Origin of the sequence: Streptomyces mutabilis, assembly GCF_014649815.1 — a bacterium.
In the GTDB taxonomy this organism is placed as follows: Bacteria; Actinomycetota; Actinomycetes; order Streptomycetales; family Streptomycetaceae; genus Streptomyces; species Streptomyces mutabilis.
Genome location: NZ_BMTT01000010.1, coordinates 240069 through 262880, shown reverse-complemented (window position 1 = coordinate 262880; position 22812 = coordinate 240069). Strand labels below are relative to the sequence as shown.

The 22812-nt window shown below is 72.8% G+C and carries 18 protein-coding genes, 1 tRNA gene and 2 pseudogenes; 8 read left to right on the top strand and 13 right to left on the bottom strand.

Features of this window, described 5'->3' with window-relative positions:
- Position 1: 1 nt before the first annotated feature.
- The 3 genes from IE142_RS21820 to rpmG are packed head-to-tail and all read right to left on the bottom strand — an operon-like array spanning position 2 to position 1653.
- Positions 2–1231, bottom strand: coding sequence for a CobW family GTP-binding protein (locus IE142_RS21820; protein WP_191887300.1), 1230 nt, complete (start codon positions 1229–1231; stop codon positions 2–4).
- The gene (locus tag IE142_RS21815) at positions 1228–1482 is read right to left on the bottom strand and encodes a type B 50S ribosomal protein L31 (protein ID WP_191887299.1); all 255 of its coding nucleotides are present in this window, start codon (positions 1480–1482) and stop codon (positions 1228–1230) included. The genes IE142_RS21820 and IE142_RS21815 overlap by 4 nt, the downstream gene beginning before the upstream one ends.
- A gap of 6 nt (positions 1483–1488) precedes the next feature.
- On the bottom strand, positions 1489–1653 hold the full coding sequence (gene rpmG / locus IE142_RS21810; RefSeq protein WP_019329852.1) for a 50S ribosomal protein L33: 165 nt from the start codon (positions 1651–1653) through the stop codon (positions 1489–1491).
- A 73-nt stretch (positions 1654–1726) separates the two neighbouring features.
- Between rpmG and rpmB the strand changes: the two genes are divergently transcribed.
- From rpmB to IE142_RS21795, 3 genes are all read left to right on the top strand, one after another.
- The gene (rpmB, locus tag IE142_RS21805; RefSeq protein ID WP_191887298.1) at positions 1727–1963 is read left to right on the top strand and encodes a 50S ribosomal protein L28; all 237 of its coding nucleotides are present in this window, start codon (positions 1727–1729) and stop codon (positions 1961–1963) included.
- The gene (gene rpsN / locus IE142_RS21800) at positions 1963–2268 is read left to right on the top strand and encodes a 30S ribosomal protein S14 (protein WP_191887297.1); all 306 of its coding nucleotides are present in this window, start codon (positions 1963–1965) and stop codon (positions 2266–2268) included. Before rpmB ends, rpsN begins: the two co-directional genes overlap by 1 nt.
- Before the next feature lie 200 nt (positions 2269–2468).
- On the top strand, positions 2469–2984 hold the full coding sequence (locus IE142_RS21795) for a hypothetical protein (protein ID WP_191887325.1): 516 nt from the start codon (positions 2469–2471) through the stop codon (positions 2982–2984).
- Between the two features lie 23 nt (positions 2985–3007).
- On the opposite strand, the gene IE142_RS21790 is transcribed toward IE142_RS21795, so the two are convergent.
- Positions 3008–4147 (bottom strand): DUF2786 domain-containing protein, encoded by a 1140-nt coding sequence (locus tag IE142_RS21790; protein ID WP_191887296.1) that lies wholly within the window; start codon positions 4145–4147, stop codon positions 3008–3010.
- A 96-nt stretch (positions 4148–4243) separates the two neighbouring features.
- Between IE142_RS21790 and IE142_RS21785 the strand changes: the two genes are divergently transcribed.
- Together IE142_RS21785 and IE142_RS21780 are read left to right on the top strand one after the other, a co-directional pair.
- Complete coding sequence (locus IE142_RS21785) at positions 4244–5014, top strand: Clp protease N-terminal domain-containing protein (protein ID WP_191887295.1); 771 nt, start codon at positions 4244–4246, stop codon at positions 5012–5014.
- Between the two features lie 57 nt (positions 5015–5071).
- Positions 5072–6763, top strand: a complete 1692-nt coding sequence (locus IE142_RS21780) for a bifunctional 3'-5' exonuclease/DNA polymerase (RefSeq protein WP_191887294.1) — start codon at positions 5072–5074, stop codon at positions 6761–6763.
- 26 nt (positions 6764–6789) lie between these two features.
- On the opposite strand, the gene IE142_RS21775 is transcribed toward IE142_RS21780, so the two are convergent.
- A complete protein-coding gene (locus IE142_RS21775) occupies positions 6790–7719 on the bottom strand; it encodes a glycosyltransferase family 2 protein (RefSeq protein ID WP_191887293.1) in 930 nt (309 codons plus the stop codon).
- A gap of 791 nt (positions 7720–8510) precedes the next feature.
- Between IE142_RS21775 and IE142_RS21770 the strand changes: the two genes are divergently transcribed.
- The 3 genes and pseudogenes from IE142_RS21770 to IE142_RS21760 all read left to right on the top strand — a co-directional run.
- Positions 8511–9065, top strand: a complete 555-nt coding sequence (locus tag IE142_RS21770) for a M23 family metallopeptidase (protein ID WP_191887292.1) — start codon at positions 8511–8513, stop codon at positions 9063–9065.
- 266 nt (positions 9066–9331) lie between these two features.
- Positions 9332–9824 (top strand): annotated as a pseudogene (locus tag IE142_RS21765) (hypothetical protein); the annotation flags it as partial.
- Positions 9822–10245, top strand: a pseudogene (locus tag IE142_RS21760) (tyrosine-type recombinase/integrase); the annotation flags it as partial. The pseudogenes IE142_RS21765 and IE142_RS21760, both read left to right, overlap by 3 nt.
- 50 nt (positions 10246–10295) lie before the next feature.
- On the opposite strand, the gene IE142_RS21755 reads toward IE142_RS21760, so the two are convergent.
- The 8 genes from IE142_RS21755 to IE142_RS21720 form a co-directional block, all read right to left on the bottom strand.
- Positions 10296–10369, bottom strand: a tRNA-Thr gene (locus tag IE142_RS21755).
- Between the two features lie 128 nt (positions 10370–10497).
- A complete protein-coding gene (locus tag IE142_RS21750; protein WP_191887291.1) occupies positions 10498–12114 on the bottom strand; it encodes an alpha/beta hydrolase in 1617 nt (538 codons plus the stop codon).
- 127 nt (positions 12115–12241) lie between these two features.
- Complete coding sequence (locus tag IE142_RS21745; RefSeq protein ID WP_191887290.1) at positions 12242–13447, bottom strand: DNA polymerase III subunit delta'; 1206 nt, start codon at positions 13445–13447, stop codon at positions 12242–12244.
- Positions 13448–13568: 121 nt separating this feature from the next.
- Positions 13569–16850: a dTMP kinase gene (tmk, locus tag IE142_RS21740; RefSeq protein ID WP_191887289.1), complete on the bottom strand. Its 3282-nt coding sequence runs from the start codon at positions 16848–16850 to the stop codon at positions 13569–13571.
- A 133-nt stretch (positions 16851–16983) separates the two neighbouring features.
- Positions 16984–19851 carry a type I DNA topoisomerase gene (gene topA, locus IE142_RS21735; RefSeq protein WP_191887288.1) on the bottom strand — a complete coding sequence of 956 codons (2868 nt, stop codon included), beginning with the start codon at positions 19849–19851 and terminating at the stop codon, positions 16984–16986.
- 269 nt (positions 19852–20120) lie between these two features.
- Positions 20121–20318: a hypothetical protein gene (locus IE142_RS21730; RefSeq protein WP_043371811.1), complete on the bottom strand. Its 198-nt coding sequence runs from the start codon at positions 20316–20318 to the stop codon at positions 20121–20123.
- 173 nt (positions 20319–20491) lie between these two features.
- Complete coding sequence (locus tag IE142_RS21725) at positions 20492–22009, bottom strand: DUF7059 domain-containing protein (RefSeq protein ID WP_191887287.1); 1518 nt, start codon at positions 22007–22009, stop codon at positions 20492–20494.
- A 46-nt stretch (positions 22010–22055) separates the two neighbouring features.
- Positions 22056–22649 carry a small secreted protein gene (locus IE142_RS21720; RefSeq protein ID WP_191887286.1) on the bottom strand — a complete coding sequence of 198 codons (594 nt, stop codon included), beginning with the start codon at positions 22647–22649 and terminating at the stop codon, positions 22056–22058.
- Positions 22650–22812: the final 163 nt, after the last annotated feature.

Sequence of the window (22812 nt, the reverse complement as noted above, 5' to 3'; positions counted from 1 at the left end):
CTCAGACCTCCAGGAGGGTGTCGAAGGCGGACGGCAGGCGCTCCCAGGCGGCCTGTCCGGCGGCGTACTCGGCGTCGGTCAGCAGGCAGGCCTCCAGGAGCCGTTCCAGGCCGTCGCGGTCGAGGCCGGGGGACGTGAAGACCAGGTGCTGGCAGCGGTCGCCGTGCTCGGGGTGCCAGTCCAGTGCGGCGGCGGCGCGGCGCACCGGCGGCACCAGCTCCCAGGCCGCGTCGGGCAGCGAGGCGAGCCACGGCCCCGCGCTCTCCACGCACAGCGCTCCGCCGGCGGCGTCCCAGTGCAGCAGCGTGTCCGCCTTGTCGGCGAGCCAGAACCGGCCTCGGCTGCGGGCCGCGGCGCAGGTCAGGTCCTCCAGCGCCGCGTAGAGCCGCTCCGGGTGGAAGGGCCGGCGGCTGTGCCACACCAGGGTGGTGACGCCGTGCGCGTCGGCCTCGGCGGGCAGCAGGGCGCAGGCCGGGTGCTGAGCGGCGGCGGCGGCCTCCACGTCGAAGCCGGCGAGGGCGGCGCGCGCCAGCTCGGACGGGCGGCTCGGCTCGGACAGGCGGGCCGATGCGGACGAGTGCGGTGGCCCGGACGGCGCGGGCGGGGCGCCCGCCGGGTCACCGTGGCCGATCGGGACCCGGCGGGCCGTCGGGTGCAGCTGGGCCAGCAGTTCGCGGTCCTCGTCGTCGGCCTCCGGGGAGTCGGCGAGGGCGAGGACGGGGGCGTACTCCAGCTGGCGCGCGAAGGTGTCGGCGACGGTGCGCTGGTCGGTGGCCGCGGCGGCGAGGCCGCCCTCGGCGAGGTCGTCGCCGTTGCCGAGGTACGGCAGCACCAGCGCCGGATCGACGGCGGTGATCACGCCGGTGACGGTGAAGCCGCCGGCCGTCACCACCTCCGCCATCGCCCTGGGCTCCACGGAGTCCCACAGCTCGACGACCGCCAGCGGGGTACCACCGGCGCCCGCGAGGCGTGCAAGTTCGGGGACGAGGTCCTCGCGCAGGGCGCAGCAGGCGCAGTCGTTGACGAGCGGCGCCTCGTCGGCGGAGAGGATGCCGGCGGCGTCCCGCACGGTCCGCACGACCGTACCCGCGGTGGCCGTCGCCAGGTCGTGGTGGAGGACGACGCTGCCGGGCACGTCGGCGAGGAGCCGGGCCACGGCCGCCTTGCGGGCGTCGACGTGCAGCCCGCCGACGATCACCACGGGCATGACCGGGCGGTCGGACCCGCTCATGCCCCGTCCCGCTTCCCGTACCGGCGCTCGAATCGCTCCACACGGCCGGCGGTGTCCAGGACACGGGCGGTGCCGGTGTAGAAGGGGTGGCTGACGTTCGAGATCTCGACGTCGACGACCGGGTAGGTGTTGCCGTCCTCCCACTCGATCGTGCGCTCGCTGGTCATGGTCGAGCGGGTGAGGAAGGCGTAGTCGGCGGCGCGGTCGCGGAAGACGACCGGGCGGTACTCGGGGTGGATGCCCTCGCGCATGACGGGTCAGCGCTCCTCTCGGAAGTCGACGTGGCGGCCGGCGACCGGGTCGTACTTGCGCAGGACCAGTCGGTCCGGGTCGTTGCGGCGGTTCTTGCGGGTGACGTAGGTGAAACCGGTCCCGGCGGTGGACCGGAGTTTGATGACCGGGCGGAGTTCGTTGCGTGCCATGGCTGGTATCTTACTGAAAATGAATTCCATTAACAGCTAGGGGTCCTCCGACCCGAAGGAGAGGTACGTCACCGTGTCCGCCCACTGCATGCTGACCGGGGCCCGGCCCGGCTTCGGCAACCGCGTCTCGCACTCCCACCGGCGGACCTCCCGCCGCTTCGACCCCAACGTCCAGACCAAGCGCTACTGGCTGCCGAGCGAGAACCGGCACGTACGGCTGCGGCTCAGCACGAAGGGGATCAAGACCGTCGACGCGATCGGCGTCGAGGCGGCCGTGGCGCGCATCCGTGCCCGGGGAGTGAGGATCTGATGGCGAAGAAAAGCAAGATCGCTAAGAACGAGCAGCGACAGCGGACCGTCGCCCGGTACGCCGAGCGCCGGGCCGAGCTGAAGGAGATCGTCCGCCGGCCGTCCTCCACGGAGGCCGAACGGCTCGCCGCCCAGCGGGAACTGCGCAGGCAACCCCGCGACGCGAGCGCCACGCGCGTGCGCAACCGCGACCAGGTCGACGGCCGCCCGCGCGGTTACCTCCGCACCTTCGGGCTCTCCCGGGTGAACCTGCGTGAGCAGGCGCACGCCGGTCACCTTCCCGGGGTGCGCAAGTCGTCCTGGTAACTTGCGGCTGTCTTGGGGCCGAACGGCCGCCCGGCAACAGCTTGGAGCTTCCGGTGACATGGGTGACTGTGGGCAGTACGGCGAGCACGGCGAACGCGACGAGTGCGGCTGCGGGTACGGGTACGGGTACGCCCGAGGGTGCAGCCACGGGTACGTCCGAGGGTGCCCCGAGTCCGCGCGGGCGGTCGGCCCGGCGGTCCGTGCGGGCCGCGGCCGTGGCCGTCGGGCTGATGGGCGCGCTGGCGGTGACCGCGTGCACCGACGGCGGTGACTCCGACGGCGGCGGCTCCGGCGGTGGTTCCGGTGGCGGCTCCGGCGGCGGTGACAAGTCGTCGGCGGCGCCAACCGCATCCGCGAGCGCGGAGACCGGTGGCGGCTCGGGCGGATCACCCTCCGCCGCCGGGGAACTGGAGGGCAGTTGGCTGGCCACCGCCGACGGCCAGGCGGTCGCCCTGATGGTCACCGGCGGCAAGGCCGCCCTCTTCGCCACCGGCGGGACCGTGTGCAGCGGCACCGCAGGCGAGGCTTCCGGCACCCGCACGATCCGCCTGAAGTGCACCGCGGGCAGCGACGACCGGGCGACCGGCACGGTCGAGTCGGTCGACGACACCTCGCTCGTAGTGACGTGGGAGGGCGGCGTAGGCGAGGAGACGTACACCAGGTCCGAGGGCGGTTCGCTGCCTCCGGGCCTGCCGACCGAGGGCCTCGGCTCCTGAGCCGTTCCGGCACTCCGTAGAAGCTAGCGCAGCGGCCGTCGGCGCTCGACCCGGGCGTCGTCGGCCGCGCGGGTGCCCTCCGTCCAGCCCGCCGCGTCGGAGACACCGCGCAGCCGGGTCGTGGTCGTCTCCGGGAACAGTCGCTCCAGCCGGTCGGTGACGGCGACCTCCCGGGAGGCGAGCACCGGCAGGAGGTCCACGTCCGCCACCGCCCCGCTCTCGGCGGTGGCCGCGTCCGCCGCCGCCCGCAGCCGGGTGCCCGCGCGGTGCGCGTAGGCGGCGAGGAACGACTGCCGGAAGGTCTTGGTCCGCTTGCGTCCGCCGGCGCGCTGCGCCGCCTCCGCCCTCGCCATCGCGGCCTCGGCCTGCACCAACAGCGAGGTGTAGAGGAGTTCGACCGCCTCCAGATCGCCCTCGAAACCGACGACGGTGGAGAAGCCGAGCGGTTCGTTCCACACCGCGCGACAGTGATTGGCGTCGGCCACCGCGTCCAGCAGCACCGCCTTGGCCTGTTCGTACGGCGGCTCGACCCCGATCCGGCAGGCACCCGGCGCGTCGGGCGCGGGGGCGCCGGCCGCCAGCAGCGCCTCGTCGACGCTGTGCCGGGCCATCAGCTCCTGCGCCTTGGCGCTCAGCGCCTCCGCCTCCTCCGGATACCCGGTCGCCTCCGCCTTGGCGAGCAGCGCGCGGATGCGGGCGAGGGCGCGGGACTCGGGCCGGGCCTCGCCGCGGGGTGCGCCCGGCGTCCGCGGCGCTTCCAGCGGTTCGAGCTCGGGCAGCCGCAGCAGCAGGCGGTACAGCTCCAGTACGGCCGTGGCGTGCGAGAAGCGGTCGGTGCGGGGCGGCGCCTGGTCCGGTACGGCGTCGAGCTGGGCGGCCCAGCGTGGCCCGCGCGGGCGGTCGTCCGGCGCCTGGGCGCGGATCAGCGCCGCCACCAGCCGTACGTGCGGGTCGTCCAGCTCGCGCCGCACGATCCGTACGAGGTCGGCGGGCTGCCAGCCGCGCCGCCAGGCGGTCGTGACGAACTCCTCGCCCCGCCGGGCCAGTTCGGCGTCCGCCACCCGGTCGGCCGCCAGCAGCGATGCGGCGGCGTCCAGGGCGGTGTCGCCGCTGTCGTACAGGGCGGCCTCGAAGGCACGGTCGACGGTGTGGGACGTACTCACCCGGCGATGGTGCCACGGCCGCCCAAGGACCCGGTGACCACCACCGCCTGTCAACCACGGGTTGACGGTCGAGGGGGCGCAACCTACGGTTGACACATGACGACGAACCCGAGCATCACGTCATCCGTACGCCTCGACGAACTCATCACGGCGATCAAGAAGGTGCACGCGGAGCCTCTCGAACAGCTCCAGGACGCCGTCATCGCCGGTGAACACCTCGGTGAGGTGGCCGACCACCTCATCGGCCACTTCGTGGACCAGGCCCGGCGTTCGGGCGCGTCCTGGACGGACATCGGCAGGAGCATGGGCGTCACCCGGCAGGCCGCGCAGAAGCGCTTCGTGCCCAAGGAGTCCGCCGACCTGGACGCGAGCCAGGGCTTCACCCGCTACACGCCCCGCGCCCGCAACGCCGTGATGGCCGCCCACAACGCGGCCAAGACCGCCGGAAACACCGAGGGCCTGCCCGAGCACCTGGTCCTCGGCCTGCTCACGGAGGACGAGAGCCTCTCCGCCAAGGCGATCGCCGCGCAGGGCGTGACGCTGGACGCGGTGCGGGAGGCGGCTACCGCGGCGCTCCCGCCCGCCGCGGCGGAGGTTCCGGAGCTGGTGCCCTACGGCCCCGCCGCCAAGAAGGTCCTCGAACTCACCTTCCGCGAGGCCCTGCGCCTCGGCCACAACTACATCGGCACCGAGCACATCCTGCTCGCCCTGCTGGAGCACGAGCACGGCGAGGGCGTGCTCAGCGGCCTCGGCCTCGACAAGGAGACCACCGAGCGGTACGTCACCGACGCGCTGGCCCAGTTCATCGGGGTGACCCGGGAAGCCCAGGGGCCGGACGGAACGGAGGCCGAGCAGGAGGAGGGCTGAGAACCGCGCCCCGGCCACGGCGGGGCGGTTGTCAGTGCCGCCTGCGACACTCGCGACATGGCCGACCGGTGGGCACTCGCCGTGGCCGAGGACGGTGGCGTGGAGGTCGCCCCCCTCGGCCCCGGCGGGCTGCCCGCGGGACCGGTGCGGCGGGAGGCCGGACCGGCCGAGGCGGTGCGCGCCCGGCCGGACGTCTCGCGCTGGGTGTGGCGGTCCACCTCCGAGATCTACCCGCGCCTGCTCACCGCGGGGGTGCGGGTCGAGCGGTGCTACGACGTGGAGGCCGCCGAGTCCCTCCTGCTGGGCCACGAGGGACACCACGGGCAGCCGCGCTCGGCCGCTGCCGCCCTGGCCCGGCTGCGCGGCGGCCCCGTACCGACCGATCCGCCGCAGCGCTCCGCCGAGCCCCGCGCCCAGTCCTCGCTCTTCGAACCCCGGGGACTCCACCTCCCCCTGGACGACCTGCTCGCCGTCTACGCCGAGCAGCAGCGCCGGCACGACCGGTCCGCCAACCCCGACCGGATGCGGCTGCTCACGGCCGCCGAGTCGGCCGGCACGCTGGTGGCCGCCGAGCTGAACCGCGCGGGACTGCCCTGGCGGGCCGACGTGCACCGCGAGGTCCTGTACGACCTGCTCGGCGAGCGCTACGCGGGCGGCGGCGAGCCGCGCCGCCTGGCCGAGCTGGCCGAGGAGGTGTCCGCGGCGTTCGGGCACCGGGTGCGGCCCGACCTCCCCGCGGACGTCGTCAAGGCGTTCGCGCGGGCCGGTATCAAGGTCGGCTCCACCCGCCGGTGGGAGATCGAGTCCGTCGACCACCCGGCCGTGAAACCGCTGATCGAGTACAAGAAGCTCTACCGGATCTGGGTCGCCCACGGCTGGTCCTGGCTGCAGGACTGGGTGCGCGACGGACGCTTCCGGCCCGAGTTCCTGGCCGGCGGCACCGTCACCGGCCGCTGGGTGACCAACGGCGGAGGCGGACTCCAGATCCCCAAGGTCATCCGCCGGGCCGTCGTCGCCGACCCCGGCTGGGTCCTGGTCGTCGCCGACGCCGACCAGATGGAGCCGCGCGTGCTCGCGGCGATCTCCCGCGACCCCGGGCTGATGGAGGTGGCCGGCCGCGAGAGCGACCTCTACCAGTCGGTGTCCGACCGCGCCTTCTCCGGCGACCGTGCCCAGGCCAAGCTCGCCGTCCTGGGCGCGGTCTACGGCCAGACCTCCGGCGACGGCCTCAAGAACCTCGCCGCGCTCAGACGCCGCTTCCCCCGTGCGGTGGCGTACGTCGACGACGCGGCCCGCGCGGGCGAGGAGGGACGGCTCGTGCGGACCTGGCTCGGGCGCACCTGCCCCCCGGCCGCCGGGGCCTTCGACGAGGTGCCCGAGGAGGCGGGCATCCCCCAGGCACAGCAGCCGGACACCCCCGCGCCGCAGGAGTGGGTGCCGGGCTACGCCTCCACCAACGCCCGCGCCCGTGGGCGTTTCGCCCGCAACTTCGTGGTCCAGGGCAGCGCCGCCGACTGGGCCCTGCTGCTGCTCGCCGCGCTGCGGCAGTCCTGCGCCGACAAGGCGGCGGAGCTGGTCTTCTTCCAGCACGACGAGGTGATCGTGCACTGCCCGAGGGAGGAGGCCGACGCCGTCGTCGCGGCGATCCGGGAAGCGGCGGAGCTCGCAGGCCGGCTGACCTTCGGCCCGACACCGGTGCGGTTCCCGTTCACCACGGCGGTGGTGGAGTGCTATGCGGACGCCAAGTGAGCGGCGCGCGGGCGCACCGACCGCCGTCAGATGACGGGTGGTCTGCCCAGCCGCGTGAGCCGTCCCACGGTGCGCCACCGCATCGGCCGCCGCTCCCCCGCCGGCCTGCGCACCCCTTCCACGAACCCGCCGAACCAGGCCCGCAGCCCACCCAGTGACCGGTTGCGCGCGACCGTCAGCAGCATCCACACGCCGAGGTGGACGGGGATGAGCGGCAGCGGCAGCCGACGGCGGGCGAGCCAGACCCGGTTGCGGGCGTTGACCCGGAAGTAGATGGCGTGCCGCGCGGGCGAGGTCTTCGGGTGCTGGAGCAGCAGTTCGGGCGCGTAGAGGATGTGCCAGCCGGCGTCGGCGGCGCGCCATGCGAGGTCGGTCTCCTCGTGCGCGAAGAAGAACTCCGCGGGCCAGTCGCCGACCTCGTCGAGCATCGCCGTCCGCAGCGCGTGCCCGCCGCCGAGGAAGCCGGTGACGTACCCGCCCCGCAGGGGATCGGAGGCGCCGACCCGGGGGACGTGCCGCTGCTGTGTCTCGCCGTGCTCGTCGGCGATCCGGAAACCGACGATGCCGAGCCGGTCGTCGGCGGCGAACAGTTCCCCGACGCGCCGCAGCACATCGGGGTCGACGAGGAGACCGTCGTCGTCCAGTTCCACGACCACGTCCGTGTCGCCGAACTCCCGCAACCGGGCCAGCGCCACGTTCCGCCCGCCGGGACAGCCGAGGTTCTCGTCGACCTCGATCGTCGTCACCTCACCGGGCAACGACAGCCGTGCGGCGAACTCGGGCAGCGGGCAGCCGTTCCCGACGATCACGATCCTGGCGGGCGGGACGTCCTGCCCGGCCACCGACGCCAGCAGGGCGTCGACCTCGGCGGGCCGGTTCCCCATGGTGACCACGGCGACGGCGATCCTCGGCGCACCCGCGCCCCGGCCCGGCCCCCGGCCTGCGTCCTCGCCCATGCCCTCACCTCGTTCCGCCGACAACGTGTGCGCGATGCTAACCGTTCACGACCCCGATTCACGGCGTACGCCCGCCCGTGGTCCCGCGGTTCGCCACATTGGCCGCGGCCACCGGTACCGGCCCGCATGGGCGGCGGTCCGGCGGCCGTCCGGTCTCCCACCCGGCGGAGCAAGCAAAAACCCCAAGCCGGAAAAGCTCCGGCCTGGGGTTGCAATGGAGCCGCCTTCGGCATTCGAACCCGAGACCTACGCACTACGAGTTGTCCGATCTTGGTCCGGGGGTGGTGAGCCCCACAGTGAGACCACGGCAACTCCTCCAAGCTGACCGGACCAGACAGGGGCCGCATACAGCGGCACCCATGGTCCCCTCAGCGCTGGCTCGGGACGGCGGTGTACAGCAGTCGGAGACCGTGCAGAGCGGCATGGAACGCAGCTGCGATCTCGCGTGCCCTCTGCTCAGTCTCGATCGACCACATGGCCCTTCCAGGCCGTGACATAGCGCGATTGTCGCTGCTCGGTCCGGCATTGAGCGTGATGCTCCGTGTGTCGTCGTCTGCTGCTGTGGGTGTACCTGTTTGGCGCACCCCAACAGGCGGGCAGCGTAGGGTCGGTGGCTTTGGTCAGCCTCTTGCCGGCAGCTTCACGAACCGCCCTCGCAGCCGCCCGGCGGTATTGCGCTGTACCTGACAAGAGTCGATGATGAAGCGCGAACTTGGTGTGCGCTTCGCGGGTTGGTTCGGCCCGGCAGACTCGCGGAGCTCGGTCGGGCGGGGCCCTGAGCGGAGTGGACGATGAACCGGACGAAAACGATCTTGCGCAGACTCGGCGCGATGGCGACCGCGGCTTTCGCGGTCGCGGGGCTGCCGCTGGCAGGTGCCTCTCCCGCGTCGGCAGCGGACTATTACTACGAGCTCCCCTACCCTGCAGGGGAAGCCTACAGAGTCACGCAGGGTCCGGAGGGTACGTATTCGCACACGGGCCCGTACAACGAGTACGCCTGGGACTTCGCCCTCCCCGAGAACTACGAGGTTTCCGCCGTGCAGGCGGGCACGATCGTCTACTCGAACTGGTCGCCGTACTGGGAGAACGGCATCGAGGTGATAATCCGCCACTCGAACGGAACCTGCAGCCACTACGCGCACCTGAACCGGGCGATCTACAACGCCGGCACCTGGGTACCGCAAGGCCGGGTCGTCGCCTGGTCGGGAAACACGGGGAACTCCAGCGGACCCCACCTGCACTACCAAGTGATCAACTGTGACACGCGAGTAGGTATCAGCTCCACCCTTCAGGGCTGGACACCTCCCACCGGGTCCTGGCCGCAGAGCGTGAATTACTACGCCTGACCGGAAACGGCCGACCCCGGCACACAGTGCGTCAGGCCCGGTCTTCCATGAAGGAAAACCGGGCCTGCTCTGCTGTGTCTGCAGTCGGGGTGAACCCACGACCTCCTTCGTCCCGAACGCGATCAGATGCGTCTCCTACGAGTCATCAGCGTTCCAGCACACGTCGGACCGCCCGTGGTCACGTCCACAATCGTCCGCTGCATTCCATGGGTGTCTACCTCGCTCGGCCCTCTCACCGAACCATCGACAGGCTCTGAGGTGCAGCCCTCGCCTACCTGCGCGAGCAGTGCGCCCTCATCGTCGGGCCGACCGGATCGGGCAAGACCGACATGGTCCACTCGATCCTGACCGGATTCGCCCGCGCCGACGACATCCTGACCTGGGTGATCGACCTCAACGCCGGATCAGCCGGCCTCCCATGGGTCCTGCCCGCCCTCGAACTGCGAGGTGACGACCGGGGACGGCAAGCCCGCGCGGCCGGGCGTGGACTGGCTGGCCGGGACGTTCGAGGAGGCCATGACGATGCTGGAGGCTGCGGTCAGGGTCGCCAAGCAGCGCAAGATGGACTACCAGGACGTACTCGCCCGCACCAACACCGACCTGCTGCCCATCAGTGCGTAGATCTCGCAGATCGTGCTGGTCATCGACGAGGGCGCAGAGATCCTGGCCAGCCCGGACCGGCAGGTCCGCAAACTCGGCGAGAAGATCCTCGAAGTGATACGGATCACCCGCGCCATGGGCATCCGCACCGTGCTGACCAGGAAGAGGCCTAACGCCGTGCCGATCCCGCCCGTCTTGGTTCCCCTCCTGCACGACCACAAGGCACGGAAGGAAGCGGCACGGGAAGCCGCCGGGGAACTGTGGCAGGAGCACGACGTCGTGTTCTCGCGCCCGGACGGCCGGCCGCTACGACGGGAGCCGCCACACCGTCGGCACGATCCTGAATGAGCTGGGCGTCGACATGCCCATCATGGAAATTCTGCGGCACACGCAGATCAGTCAGACTCGGCGGTACGTCAAGGGCCGGTCGCACCTGTCCAAGGACGCCATGCGGCGGATGGGCGAGTTCTTCGTGCCACCGCCGCCGCCTCCGTCGGCCCCGAATCCGGGCCCCACCGAGACCAGAACTGAGACCGCCGATACTCGCGCGGCGCGCTCACAGCGGCGCCGCCGCATCCGCCGAAAGCAAAAGCCCCAGATCACGGCGAGTGAGTTCTGGGGCTTCCACAGAGCCGCCTTCGGGATTCGAACCCGAGACCTACGCATTACGAGTGCGTTGCTCTGGCCATCTGAGCTAAGGCGGCGCGCTGCGCACCATGGTGCGATCAGCAACGTCGGTAAGTCTACACAGTTTCCGAGGGTGCTTCGTACCCGCCCCAAAGGCCTGGGCTCCGGGGCGGGCGGGACGGGCTTCAGCGGGCTTCCGGTGCGGTCACGAGCAGCGTTTGCCGTCTTCCGGCGCGGTGCCGCGCAGCAGGTACGTGTTGATCGCGGTGTCGATGCAGGCACTGCCCCGGCCGTAGGCGGTGTGGCCGTCGCCCTCGTAGGTGAGGAGGCGGCCGGAGGAGAGCTGGCCGGCCAGTGCCTCGGCCCAGCGGTAGGGGGTGGCCGGGTCCCGGGTGGTGCCGACCACGACGATCGGGGTGGCACCGGCGGCCTCGATTCGGTGCGGCTCGCCCGTGGGCTCGACCGGCCAGTACGCGCAGTTCAGGGAGGACCAGGCGAGGCCCTCGCCGAAGACGGGGGACGCCTTCTCGAAGTCGGGGAGCGCGTCGCGCACCTCGCCGGGGGAGGAGAAGGCCGCGGGGAGGTCGAGGCAGTTCACGCTGGCGTTGGCGAACATCAGGTTGCTGTAGCTGCCGTCGGCCCCGCGCTCGTAGTAGCTGTCGGAGAGGACCAGCAGGCCGGCGCCGTCGTTCTCCTTCATCGCCGAGGTCAGGGACTCGCGCAACTGCTGCCAGGCGCCCTCGTCGTACATCGCCGCGATCACGCCGGTCGTGGCCAGGGACTCGGTGAGCTTGCGGCCGTCGGCGTCGCCCGTGGGGACCGGCTCGGCGTCGAGGTCGTCGAAGAAGGCCTTCAGGTTCTTCCCGGCCTGGCCGGGCGTGGTGTTCTTGTCCCCGAGGGGGCAGTCCGGCTGCTTCACGCAGTCCTTCGCGAAGGACTGGAAGGCCGTCTCGAAGCCCGCCGTCTGCTCCAGGTTCAGCCGGCGCGCCGGCAGGGAGGGGTCCATCGCGCCGTCCAGGACCAGGCGGCCCGCCCGGTCCGGGAACAGCCCGGCGTACGTCGCCCCGAGGAACGTGCCGTACGACGCTCCGACGTAGGTCAGCTTCTCGTCGCCCAGCACCGCCCGCAGGATGTCCATGTCCCGGGCCGCCTCGACGGTCGACACGTGCCGCAACAGCTTCGGCGCGTCCGCCCCGCAGCCCTCGGCGAACTCCTTGTACGCGTCGACCAGCTTGCCCGCCTCGCCCTCGTCGTCCGGTGTGACGTCCGTCCGGGTGTAGGCGTCCATCTCGCGGCCGTCGAGGCACTCGATGGGCTCGCTGCGGGCCACACCCCGCGGGTCGACCGCCACCATGTCGTACTGGGCGCGGACCTCCTTCGGGTAGCCGATGCCCGCGTACTGCTGGAGGTAGCCGATCGCCGAGCCGCCCGGGCCACCCGGGTTCACCAGCAGTGAGCCGAGCCGCTCGCCCGGTCCGGTGGCCTTCTTGCGGGCCACGGCGAGCCGGACGTCCCCCTCGGTCGGCTTCGCGTAGTCGAGCGGGGCCTTCATGGTGGCGCACTGGAAGCCGGGGACGCCGCAGTCGCGCCAACCGAGCTTCTGCTCGTAGTACGGCGCCAGCTCGGAGGGGGTCGCCCGCGGCAACGCGGCCAGGGAGATTTTGGCCGCCTGCGTCGCCCCCACCGCCTCGGCCGCCGCCCCGGCGGAGGTCGACGCGCCACCGGCCGAGCAGGCGGTGGCGAGCAGCGCGGCGGCGAGCAGCGTGGCTCCGGTACGGGTCCTGCCGATGCGGGTCCTGCGGTGGGTGCGCCTTGTGTGCATTCAGCGAGCGTAACTCTCCGCGACGGCTGCGCCGCTCAGCGTGCTCGACGTGCCTCGTACGAGTTACGCGGTCAACCGGGCCCGCCCGGTCCAGCCAGGTCGGACCGCCCGGCGGGGTCAGCCCGGGTCAGCCCGATCTCAGGGCCATCGTCATCGCCTCCACGGCCAGCAGCGGCGGCACATTGCGGTCGAGGGCCTCCCCGCAGGCGGCGATGGCCTCGATGCGGCGGAGGGTGGCCTCCGGGGAGCTGCCGCGGGCGATGCGCTCCAGGACGTCCTCGGCGTCGGCGTTGGCGATCGCAGCGCGGGAGCCGAGCTGGAGCGCGAGCACGTCGCGGTAGAAGGCGGTGAGGTCGGCGAGGGCGAGGTCGAGGCTGTCGCGCTGGGTGCGCGTGCGGCGGCGCTTCTGGTTGTCCTCCAGGTCCTTGACCACGCCCGCCGTGCCCCGCGGCAGACGGCCTCCCTGGGCCGCGCCGAGGGCCGCCTTCAGTTCCTCGGTCTCCTTGGTGTCCATCTCCTCGGCCAGCCGCCTGGCGTCCGCGGCCGCCGCGTCGACCAGCTCCTGAGCCGCCTTGAGCGCGCTGCCGACGTCGTCGACCCGCAGCGGCAGCTTCAGCACGGCGGCCCGGCGCTCGCGGGCGGTCGGGTCGGTGGCCAGGCGCCGGGCGCGGTCGACGTGGCCCTGGGTGGCGCGGGCCGCCGCGGCGGCGACGTCCGGCTCGATGCCCTCACGGCGTACGAGCATGTCGGCCACGGCCTCCACCGAGGGAGTGCGCAGGTTCAGGTGGCGGCAGCGGGAGCGGATGGTGGGCAGGACGTCCTCGACGGACGGGGCGCACAGCAGCCAGACCGTCCGCGGGGCCGGCTCCTCGACGGCCTTGAGGACGGCGTTGGCGGACTTCTCGTTCAGCCGCTCGGCGTCCTCGACGAGGATGATCTGCCAGCGGCCGTTCGCCGGTGAGGTGAAGGACTTGCGGACCGTGTCCCGCATGTCCGCGACACGGATCTCGGCGCCCACGGCGGTCACCGTGCTGACGTCCGCGTGGGTGCCGATGAGGGCGGTGTGGCAGCCGTCGCAGAACCCGCAACCGGGGACGCCGCCGAGCGCCCGGTCGGGGCTGACGCACTGGAGCGCGGCGGCGAACGAGCGTGCCGTCTGCGTCACCCCGGAGCCGGGCGGTCCGGTGAACAGCCAGGCGTGCGTCATGCTCGACGTCTCGGGCAGCGGGCCGTCGGCCGCGGCGGCGGTGACGAAGGCGTCGGCGTCCCGGGCAGCGGCGGCGAGCTGCTCGCTCACCTTCTCCTGCCCGACGAGGTCGTCCCACACGGTCATGGGTCACGCCGTCCTTCCGTCACACTCCGCCGTCGTACTGCGCCGCACCCCGCACTCGCGTCGCGCCCTCCATTGTGCGGGGCGGCACTGACAACGGGCGCCGGGCCGGGGCGCCGACGGCTCAGCGCCGGCCCCGGCCGTCCTTGCCGCGGCGGCCTCCGTCTCCGCGGCCGCCCGCCTCGGGGTCGTCCCCGTCGCGCGGGCCGAGCAGCTCGTCCGCCAGCGTCGGCAGGTCGTCCAGCGGGGTCTCCTCGGCCCAGTCGGACCGCCGCCTGCGGGGCGGTGCCTGGTCGGGGTCGACGCGGGGCAGTTCGCGGGTGCGGTCCTGGGGCTCCCCGGACCGGTCGGAACCGGCGGCCGGTTCCTCCTTGCGGAAGTAGTCCGACGGCACCCGGTCGGCCGGGTCCTCCGCGCGTACGGGCGGCAACACGGCCGTCTCGTCGGCGGCTGACGGCGTGACGGGCGGCAGGACCGCCGTCTCGTCTTCGGCCCGCGGCTCCACCGCCGGCAGGACCGCCGTCTCGTCCGCCGCGCCTGTCGCGGCGGGCGGCTTGGGCAGCTCTGCCGTCACCTCGGACTCGGACTCTCCGGGCGCCCCACCGTCACGGGCGCCGCCCTCACCGGCGTCGCCGTGCGAGTCCTCCGGGTCCCGCACCGGACGCAGTACCGCCGTGTCCTCCGCCGGACCGCCGGACGCGTTCGCCGGGGTCACGATCGGGGTCGGCACGGTCGCCGCGTCCGAGTGGTGCCGTGCGGGCGGAGCCGGGCGGGGCGCGTCGGCCGCAGGGGGAGCCGTCGGCTTCGGGCCGGCCGCGGCCGCGGCCGCCGCCTGCTCCGCCGCCCGGCGTGCCAGCTCGGCCCGCATCAGCGCCTCCTCGGCCTTGCGCTGCTTCTCCAGGCGGAGGGCCTCGGCCTCGGCCCGCAGCCGCTCCTCCTCCTCGGCCTGCTTGCGGCGGCGCGCATCCTCCTCGGCCCGCGCCTTCTCCTCCGCGAGGAGCCGCGCCCGCTCCTCCTCGGCCTTCCGGCGCGCTTCTTCGGCCCGCTGCCGGGCCTCCTCCGCCTGCCGCTCGGCCTCGCGCCGCTGCGCCTCCTCCAGCTCGCGCCGCTTGCGCTCCTCCTCCTCGGCACGCAGCCGCTCCAGCTGTTCGAGGCGCTCGCGCTCCAGGCGCTCCTCCTCGGCCTTGCGCGCGGCCTCCTCCTCGGCCTTGCGCCGCGCTTCCTCCTCGGCTCTGCGGCGTGCCTCCTCCCGGGCCTTGATCTCGGCCTCGGACAGCGGCAACACCTGGTCGAGCCGGTGGCGCACGACGGTGGTGACGGCCTCGGGCTCCTGCCCGGCGTCCACCACCAGGTAGCGCCCGGGGTCGGCGGCGGCCAGGGCCAGGAAGCCGGAGCGCACGCGCGCGTGGAACTCGGCGGGCTCCGACTCCAGCCGGTCCGGCGCCTCGGTGAACCGCTCACGCGCGGCCTCCGGCGAGACGTCCAGGAGCACGGTCAGGTGGGGTACGAGCCCGTCGGTCGCCCAACGGTTGATGCGGGCGATCTCGGTCGGCGACAAATCACGCCCGGCGCCCTGGTAGGCCACCGAGGAGTCGATGTACCGGTCGGAGATGACCACGGCGCCGCGCTCCAGGGCGGGCCGGACCACGGTGTCGACGTGCTCCGCGCGGTCGGCGGCGTACAGCAGCGCCTCCGCGCGGTGCGACAGGCCGGCGCTCGACACGTCGAGCAGGATGGAGCGCAGGCGCTTGCCCACGGGGGTCGCCCCCGGCTCACGGGTCAGCACGACCTCGTGCCCCTTGCCGCGGATCCACTCGGCGAGGGCCTCGGCCTGGGTGGACTTGCCGGCGCCGTCGCCGCCCTCCAGGGCGATGAAGAATCCGTTCGCCGCGGGTGCCGGCACCGGGTCGTCGCCGCCGAGCAGTGCGTCCCGCAGGTCCTGCCGCAGCGGCACCCCGGAGCGGTCGTCGACCTTGGCGAGCACCAGTGCGGCCACCGGCAGCAGCAGCGCGCCGGCCAGCATCAGCGTGAACGCGGCGCCGCCGTGCGCGAAGACGAACTTGCCGTTCTCCAGCCGGTGCGGTCCGATCGCCGCCGCCACCACGGGGGCGACGATCGCGCCGAGCGCCACGTACACCCGGACGACCGCGTGCAGGTGGTCGGTCGTCCGCGCCCGGCGGTGGTCCTCGGTCTCCTGGTCGAGCAGTGTGTGCCCGGTGTTGGCGGACACGCCCGACGCCGCGCCGGCCAGCGCCAGGAGCAGCAGCACGGTGGTGTCGTCCGGGACGAGCCCGGCGGCCAGCAGGGCGACGCCGGCGAAGGCGATCGCCAGCGCCAGCAGCCGCCGGCGCGACAGGGACGGCAACAGGGCGGGCGCCGTACGGATGCCGACGACGACCCCGCCGGTCAGCGCGCCCACCGTCAGCCCGTACAGCACCGGGCCGCCACCCAAATCCTTGGCGTGCAGCACCGCCACGGCGACCGCGGCGGCCACCACCGCGGCAACCGCCGCGCAGGCGAACACCAGCAGGGGCAGGGCGCCGGTGCGGCCCTTGTCGGCGCCCGTCCCGCTCTTGGGTCGGCGCATGCCCTCCAGCGGCGACCGCGCGCGCGGGGTGCGCACCGAGGGCAGCTCCAGGAAGCTGACGACGGACAGGGACGCGGCGAACAGCCCGGCCGCGACGTACGAACCGAGCGCCGCCTGGTGCTCGGCGAACCAGTCCACGCCGGCGCCCAGCAGGTTGTTGAGGAGACCCGCGACGACCAGCACGGCACCGGCGAGCGGCACCGCCACGAACCCCGTGCGCAACGACAGGCGGCGCAGCGCGTCCATGTGGTCCGGCAGCGGCCGTACCGTCGCGCCCTCCGGGGGCGGCGCGGGCAGCAGTGCGGGCGCCGCGCTCTCCCGGCACACGGTCCAGAAGCGCTCGGCGACCCCGGTGACGAAGACGGTCACCAGGAGGTAGGCCAGCGCGTCGTCCGGCGTCCAGCCGATCCAGAGCGGCGCCACGATCAGCAGGGCGGCCCGCAGCCCGTCGGCGCCGACCATGGTCCAGCGGCGGTCGAGCGGGCCGTCCGGAGAGGTGAGCGAGGTGAGCGGGCCGAGCAGGACGGCGCCGAAGAGCAGCGTCGCGAGGATGCGTACGCCGAAAACGGTCGCCACTGCGAACGCCACGCCCCGGTAACCGCCGCCGAAGGAGCCCGCGCCGATCGCGGCCTGCACGGCGAGGAGGACCAGCACCAGGAGGGCGAGGATGTCGCCGACACCACCCACGAGCTGTGCACTCCACAACCGCCGCAACCGCGGTCGGCGCAGCAGGGCGCGGACGGCACGCTCGCGGGAGTCCGCGACGAGGGCGTCGTCCGGGTCGGGGTGAGGGGCCGTTGGCTGCTCGGCTCGCGTCATGCGTTCAGCCTATCGGTCGTCACCGACAGTCCGACGTTCCCGGCCGAACGTACGCACGCCCCGGCACCGAAAAGGCGCCGGGGCGTTCGCTCAGCGAACGACGGGTGCCGCCGCACGGTGCCCTGAGACCGGATCAGTCCTCGGACGTCTTGGCGGCGGTCGCCTTCTTGGCCGCCGTCTTCGTGGCCGTCTTGGTGGCCGTCTTCTTCGCCGCGGTCTTGGCCGTGGTCTTCTTGGCGGCCGTCGTCTTCGCCGCCGCCGTCTTCTTCGCGGCGGTCTTCTTGGCCGGAGCCTTCTTGGCGGCCGTCTTCTTCGTGGCCTTCTTCGCCGTCTTCTTGGCGGGGCCCTTGGCGCGCTTCTCGGCGAGCAGCTCGTAGCCGCGCTCCGGCGTGATGTCCTCGACGCTGTCGCCGGAGCGCAGGGTCGCGTTGGTCTCGCCGTCGGTGACGTACGGGCCGAAGCGGCCGTCCTTGACGACGACCGGCTTCTCGCTGACCGGGTCGGTGCCCAGCTCCTTCAGCGGCGGCTTGGCCGCGGCCCGGCCACGCTGCTTGGGCTGGGCGTAGATCGCCAGCGCCTCCTCAAGCGTGATCGTGAAGAGCTGCTCCTCGGACGTGAGGGACCGCGAGTCCGTGCCCTTCTTCAGGTACGGGCCGTAGCGGCCGTTCTGCGCGGTGATCTCCACGCCCTCCGCGTCGGTGCCGACGACGCGCGGCAGCGACATGAGCTTCAGGGCGTCGTCGAGGGTCACCGTGTCCAGGGACATCGACTTGAACAGCGAGGCCGTGCGCGGCTTCACGGCGTTCTTGCCGGTCTTCGGGGTGCCCTCGGGCAGCACCTCGGTGACGTACGGGCCGTAGCGGCCGTCCTTGGCGACGATGGCGTGGCCGGTGGCCGGGTCGGTGCCCAGCTCGAAGTCGCCGCTCGGCTTGGCGAGCAGTTCCTCCGCCAGCTCGACGGACAGCTCGTCCGGCGCCAGGTCCTCGGGGACGTCGGCGCGCTGGTGGTTCTCGGCGTCCTTCTCGCCGCGCTCGACGTACGGGCCGTAGCGGCCGACGCGCAGCACGATGTCGTCGCCGACGGGGAAGGAGGACACCTCGCGCGCGTCGATGGCGCCGAGGTCGGTCACCAGCTCCTTGAGGCCGCCGAGGTGGTCCCCGTCGCCGTTGCCGGCGTCGGCGGCGCCGCCGTTGCCGGCACCGTCGCCCTCGCCGAAGTAGAAGCGCCGCAGCCACGGCACGGCCTGGGCCTCGCCGCGGGCGATGGCGTCGAGGTCGTCCTCCATCTTGGCGGTGAAGTCGTAGTCGACGAGCCGGCCGAAGTGCTTCTCCAGGAGGTTGACCACGGCGAAGGAGAGGAAGGACGGGACGAGTGCCGTGCCCTTCTTGAAGACGTAGCCACGGTCCAGGATGGTGCCGATGATCGACGCGTACGTCGACGGGCGGCCGATCTCGCGCTCCTCCAGCTCCTTGACCAGCGACGCCTCGGTGTAGCGGGCCGGGGGCTTGGTGGCGTGGCCGTCGACCGTGATCTCCGCGGCCGTCAGCGCGTCGCCCTCGGCGACCTGCGGCAGCCGGCGCTCGCGGTCGTCCAGCTCGGCGTTCGGGTCGTCGGCGCCCTCGACGTAGGCCTTGAGGAAGCCGTGGAAGGTGATCGTCTTGCCGGACGCGCTGAACTCGACGTCCCGGCCGTCGGAGGCGGCGCCGCCGATCTTCACGGTGACGCTGTTGCCGGTCGCGTCCTTCATCTGGGAGGCGACGGTCCGCTTCCAGATCAGCTCGTACAGCTTGAACTGGTCGCCGGTCAGCCCGGTCTCGGCGGGCGTGCGGAAGCGGTCGCCGGAGGGGCGGATCGCCTCGTGCGCCTCCTGCGCGTTCTTGACCTTGCCGGCGTACGTCCGCGGCTGGGCGGGCAGGTAGTCGGCGCCGTACAGCTGCGTGACCTGGGCGCGGGCGGCGGCGACCGCCGTGTCGCTCAGCGTCGTCGAGTCCGTACGCATGTAGGTGATGTAGCCGTTCTCGTACAGCTTCTGCGCGATCTGCATCGTCGCCTTGGCGCCGAAGCCGAGCTTGCGCGAGGCCTCCTGCTGCAGCGTGGTGGTACGGAACGGCGCGTACGGCGAGCGGCGGTACGGCTTGGACTCGACGGAGCGCACCGCGAAGCGCGTGTTCTCCAGCGCGGCGGCGAGCGCGCGGGCGTTCGCCTCGTCGAGGTGGAGGGTGTTCGCGCTCTTCAGCTGCCCCAGGGAGTCGAAGTCGCGGCCCTGCGCGACGCGCCGGCCGTCGACGGTCTGCAGGCGCGCGACCAGCGACGACGGGTCGGAGGCGGCGCCCGCGCGGCCGGTGGCGAAGGTGCCGGTGAGGTCCCAGTACTCGGCGGAGCGGAACGCCATGCGCTCGCGCTCCCGCTCGACCACGAGCCGGGTCGCGACGGACTGGACGCGGCCGGCCGACAGGCGCGGCATGACCTTCTTCCACAGGACCGGCGAGACCTCGTAGCCGTAGAGGCGGTCGAGGATGCGGCGGGTCTCCTGGGCGTCGACGAGCTTCTGGTTGAGCTGGCGCGGGTTGGCGACGGCGGCCCGGATGGCGTCCTTGGTGATCTCGTGGAACACCATGCGCTTGACCGGGATCTTCGGCTTGAGGACTTCCTGGAGGTGCCAGGCGATGGCCTCGCCCTCGCGGTCCTCATCGGTGGCGAGGAAGAGCTCGTCGGAGTCCTTCAGCAGGTCCTTGAGCTTCTTGACCTGTGCCTTCTTGTCCGCGTTGACCACATAGATCGGCTGGAAGTCGTGTTCGACGTCCACGCCGAGGCGGCGGACCTCGCCGGTGTACTTCTCCGGCACCTCCGCGGCGCCGCTGGGAAGGTCGCGGATGTGCCCGACGCTCGCCTCGACGACGTATCCAGGGCCGAGATAGCCCTTGATCGTCTTCGCCTTGGCAGGCGACTCGACGATGACGAGTCGGCGGCCGCCGTTCGCGGTCTCGCTGGTCGGGGACAACTTCGCTCTTCTCTCCGGTCGACGCTGGGGCCTCCCCAGGCAGTGCTCCCGGGGTCGGGTCGTGCTGCGTTTCGGTCGTGTCGCTGCGGAGTGTGACGGTACCTCCCGCCCCCGTGTCAAACAGGAAAAGCCCGCAACGGCCACTCGAACGGTAACCCGACGAACCCTGTTCCTGCCGCCGGAGTACTGACCGGCCCTGACGCGTGTATCCGAAGTGCGACCCCCCGGCTACCCGGGCGGGGGCGCGGCCGGCGTCCGGAACCGGCCCCTCAGACGCGGGTCAGGCACCATGCCCCGACGGCCAGCGCGACGACTCCGGCGAGGCTCGCGACGGTCGCCGATGCGACGGGGCTCACACCGTGCGCGACGGGTCGGCCGTGCCGCACCCGTGTCGCGGTCCACACCAGCAGACCGGCCCCGAACAGGGCGAACACCAATCCCGCGAAGATCGCCGGCCCGCTCTCCATGGTCCCCGTGCCCCTTTGCTCCAGACCTGCGTGTGCAGCCTCGTGGAGGCTGCCACGCACGGGCGGCGGGCAGGCGAACCCGAGGTGAACGGGGGGCCGACGGGTGTCCGCCCGTGGCTCGTTTCTCGCGCACGGCCGGGAAGCCGGGCGACGGGGACCGCCGGCCGCCCGGTCTACGCCGGTTCGATGAATCCCTGCTCCACCAGCAGCCGGATCTGGGCGGGCGTGCGGTCGCGCAGCGCCACCGGGTCCTCGCCGACCAGTTGGGCGATGGCGTCCAGGATGCGGCCGGCACTCATGGTGCCGTCGCAGACGCCCGCGAAGCCCGCGCCGACGGTGTCGATCCGGGTGGCGCGGCGCATCCCGCGGTTCTGCCGCAGGACGACGTGCTCGGGGTCCTCGGCGCCGGGCAGGCCGACCTGTTCCTGGACGACCTCGCCGGCCAGTGCGAAGCGGGCCTCCAGGAGGGCCGCGTCGTCGTGGGCGCGCAGGTAGTCGACGCGGTCGAAGTGCGCGCGGACCGCCTCGCCGAGGGGCTGCTCGACGGGGTGCGGCCACTCCTCGGCGGTGATCGCGGGCTCCGCCGCGGCGGTGCGGCGCAGGGTGATCCAGCCGAAGCCGACGGCCTTGACCTTGCGCGCCTCGAACTCGTCCAGCCACGCGTCGTACCGCGCCTGGTACTCGGCCGGGTCGGCGCGGTGGTCACCGGCGTCCCTGAGCCACAGCTCGGCGTACTGCGTGATGTCCTGCACCTCGCGCTGCACGATCCAGGCGTCACAGCCGCGCGGCACCCAGGAGCGCAGCCGGTCCGTCCAGTCCTCCCCCTCCACGTGCTGCCAGTTGGCGAGGAAGTGCGCGAACCCGCCCTCGTTCAGCTTCTCCCCCGTCTCCTGAACGAGCGAGCGGCACAGATCGTCCCCGGCCATCCCGCCGTCCCGGTAGGTGAGCCGGGCGCCGGGCGAGATCACGAAGGGCGGGTTGGAGACGATCAGGTCGTACGTCTCGTCGTCGCGGACGGGCTCGTAGAGGGAGCCCTCGCGCAGGTCGGCGTCCTGGGCACCGGAGAGGGCGAGGGTGAGCGCGGTGATGTGCAGGGCGCGCGGGTTGACGTCGGTCGCCGTCACACGCGTGGCGTGGCGGGAGGCGTGCAAAGCCTGGATGCCGGAGCCGGTGCCGAGGTCCAGGGCGGTGGAGACGGGCGTACGGACGGTGAGGCCGGCCAGCGTCATGGAGGCGCCGCCGACGCCGAGGACGACGCCCTCGGCGTGGTTGCCGATGCCGCCGGCGCCACCGACCGCGCAGCCCAGGTCGGAGACGATGAACCAGTCCTCGCCGCCCGGCCCGCCGTACGGTCGTACGTCCACGGTGGCGGCTACCTCGTCGTCGCCCGCGCGCACCAGCCAGCCGCTCTCCAGGCAGGCGTCGACGGGCAGGACGTCCGCCACGCGCGCGTGGGGCACGGGTTGCTGGAGCAGGAAGAGCCTGACGAGCCGTTCGAGCGGCGTGTCGCCGCGGGTGGCCCGCAGCGCGGGCACGGTCTCGCTGCGTGACAGCGCCGCGTAGGCGGGGGCGCCGAGCAGCTCCAGCAGTCCGTCGGCGGTGAAGGACGCGCCGAGCAGGGCGTCCCGCAGCCGGGCGGTGACGTCGGGGCGGTCGGCGGAGGGCAGGGGGGACAGGCTGGCGTTACTCACACCACCATTGTGGCCCGCCGGTCGCCCCCTGCCTCCGGAGCGGACGTCAGCCGGCGGCCGCCGACGGCGTCACCGAGGCCGACTTGCAGCTGGCCTGCTTGGCCATCGCCTGGCCGACGTCGCCCTCCTCCAGGGTCCTCAGCGCGTCGCTGCCGCTCTTGCTGAGCTTGTTGAGCTCGGTCGCGATGTCCTTGAGGCCGTCGGCGAACTTCGCCTGGTCGTCGGTGTCCAGGGCCTCCACCTGCTTCTTCAGGGAGGCGTACGACGAGGAGAGGCTGTTGAGCTCGGTGACGGCGTCCTTCTGCTTCTTCTCACCGTCCTCGACGTCCGGGGCCCCGGCCTTCTGGACGGCGCTGCCCATCGCCTTGTAGGCGTCGGACATGTCCTGGAACGCCTGCGCGTCGGTCTTCTGGACCTCGGCGGGCGTGCTGTTGTCCGACGTCTCCTTCTGGATCGCGGCGTTGGCGGACTCGATCTTCTTGGCCTGCGGCTGTACCGCGTCGCAGACCTCCTTCGCCCAGGCGTCCAGCTTCTCGTTGCCGTCGTCGCTGCTGCTGCATCCCGTCAGCGCCAGTACCAGTACCGCACCGCCGGACAGTGCGGCCGCGAGCTTCTTGTTCACCGGATTGGTCCCTTCCATGGCTCTCGGCCCCGGAACATACACGCCGGATGGAGGACATCCGCAGGACGAACATCCGTTAAGACCGTATTGCAGCCATTTGCACCAAGAGAGATAAGGCTCACGGTGAAGAGTGTGCGCCCGCACGAGACGGGCGGACGACGCGCCAACACGCGCCGCCCGC

What these genes read in the sequence shown, in the direction of transcription:
- IE142_RS21820 (WP_191887300.1), bottom strand. Translation starts at nt 1,231, where the DNA reads ATGAGCGGGTCCGACCGCCCGGTCATGCCCGTGGTGATCGTCGGCGGG.
- IE142_RS21815 (WP_191887299.1), bottom strand. Translation starts at nt 1,482, where the DNA reads ATGCGCGAGGGCATCCACCCCGAGTACCGCCCGGTCGTCTTCCGCGAC.
- rpmG (WP_019329852.1), bottom strand. Translation starts at nt 1,653, where the DNA reads ATGGCACGCAACGAACTCCGCCCGGTCATCAAACTCCGGTCCACCGCC.
- rpsN (WP_191887297.1), top strand. Translation starts at nt 1,963, where the DNA reads ATGGCGAAGAAAAGCAAGATCGCTAAGAACGAGCAGCGACAGCGGACC.
- IE142_RS21785 (WP_191887295.1), top strand. Translation starts at nt 4,244, where the DNA reads ATGACGACGAACCCGAGCATCACGTCATCCGTACGCCTCGACGAACTC.
- IE142_RS21780 (WP_191887294.1), top strand. Translation starts at nt 5,072, where the DNA reads ATGGCCGACCGGTGGGCACTCGCCGTGGCCGAGGACGGTGGCGTGGAG.
- IE142_RS21775 (WP_191887293.1), bottom strand. Translation starts at nt 7,719, where the DNA reads ATGGGCGAGGACGCAGGCCGGGGGCCGGGCCGGGGCGCGGGTGCGCCG.
- IE142_RS21770 (WP_191887292.1), top strand. Translation starts at nt 8,511, where the DNA reads ATGAACCGGACGAAAACGATCTTGCGCAGACTCGGCGCGATGGCGACC.
- IE142_RS21750 (WP_191887291.1), bottom strand. Translation starts at nt 12,114, where the DNA reads ATGCACACAAGGCGCACCCACCGCAGGACCCGCATCGGCAGGACCCGT.
- IE142_RS21745 (WP_191887290.1), bottom strand. Translation starts at nt 13,447, where the DNA reads ATGACCGTGTGGGACGACCTCGTCGGGCAGGAGAAGGTGAGCGAGCAG.
- tmk (WP_191887289.1), bottom strand. Translation starts at nt 16,850, where the DNA reads ATGACGCGAGCCGAGCAGCCAACGGCCCCTCACCCCGACCCGGACGAC.
- IE142_RS21730 (WP_043371811.1), bottom strand. Translation starts at nt 20,318, where the DNA reads ATGGAGAGCGGGCCGGCGATCTTCGCGGGATTGGTGTTCGCCCTGTTC.
- IE142_RS21720 (WP_191887286.1), bottom strand. Translation starts at nt 22,649, where the DNA reads ATGGAAGGGACCAATCCGGTGAACAAGAAGCTCGCGGCCGCACTGTCC.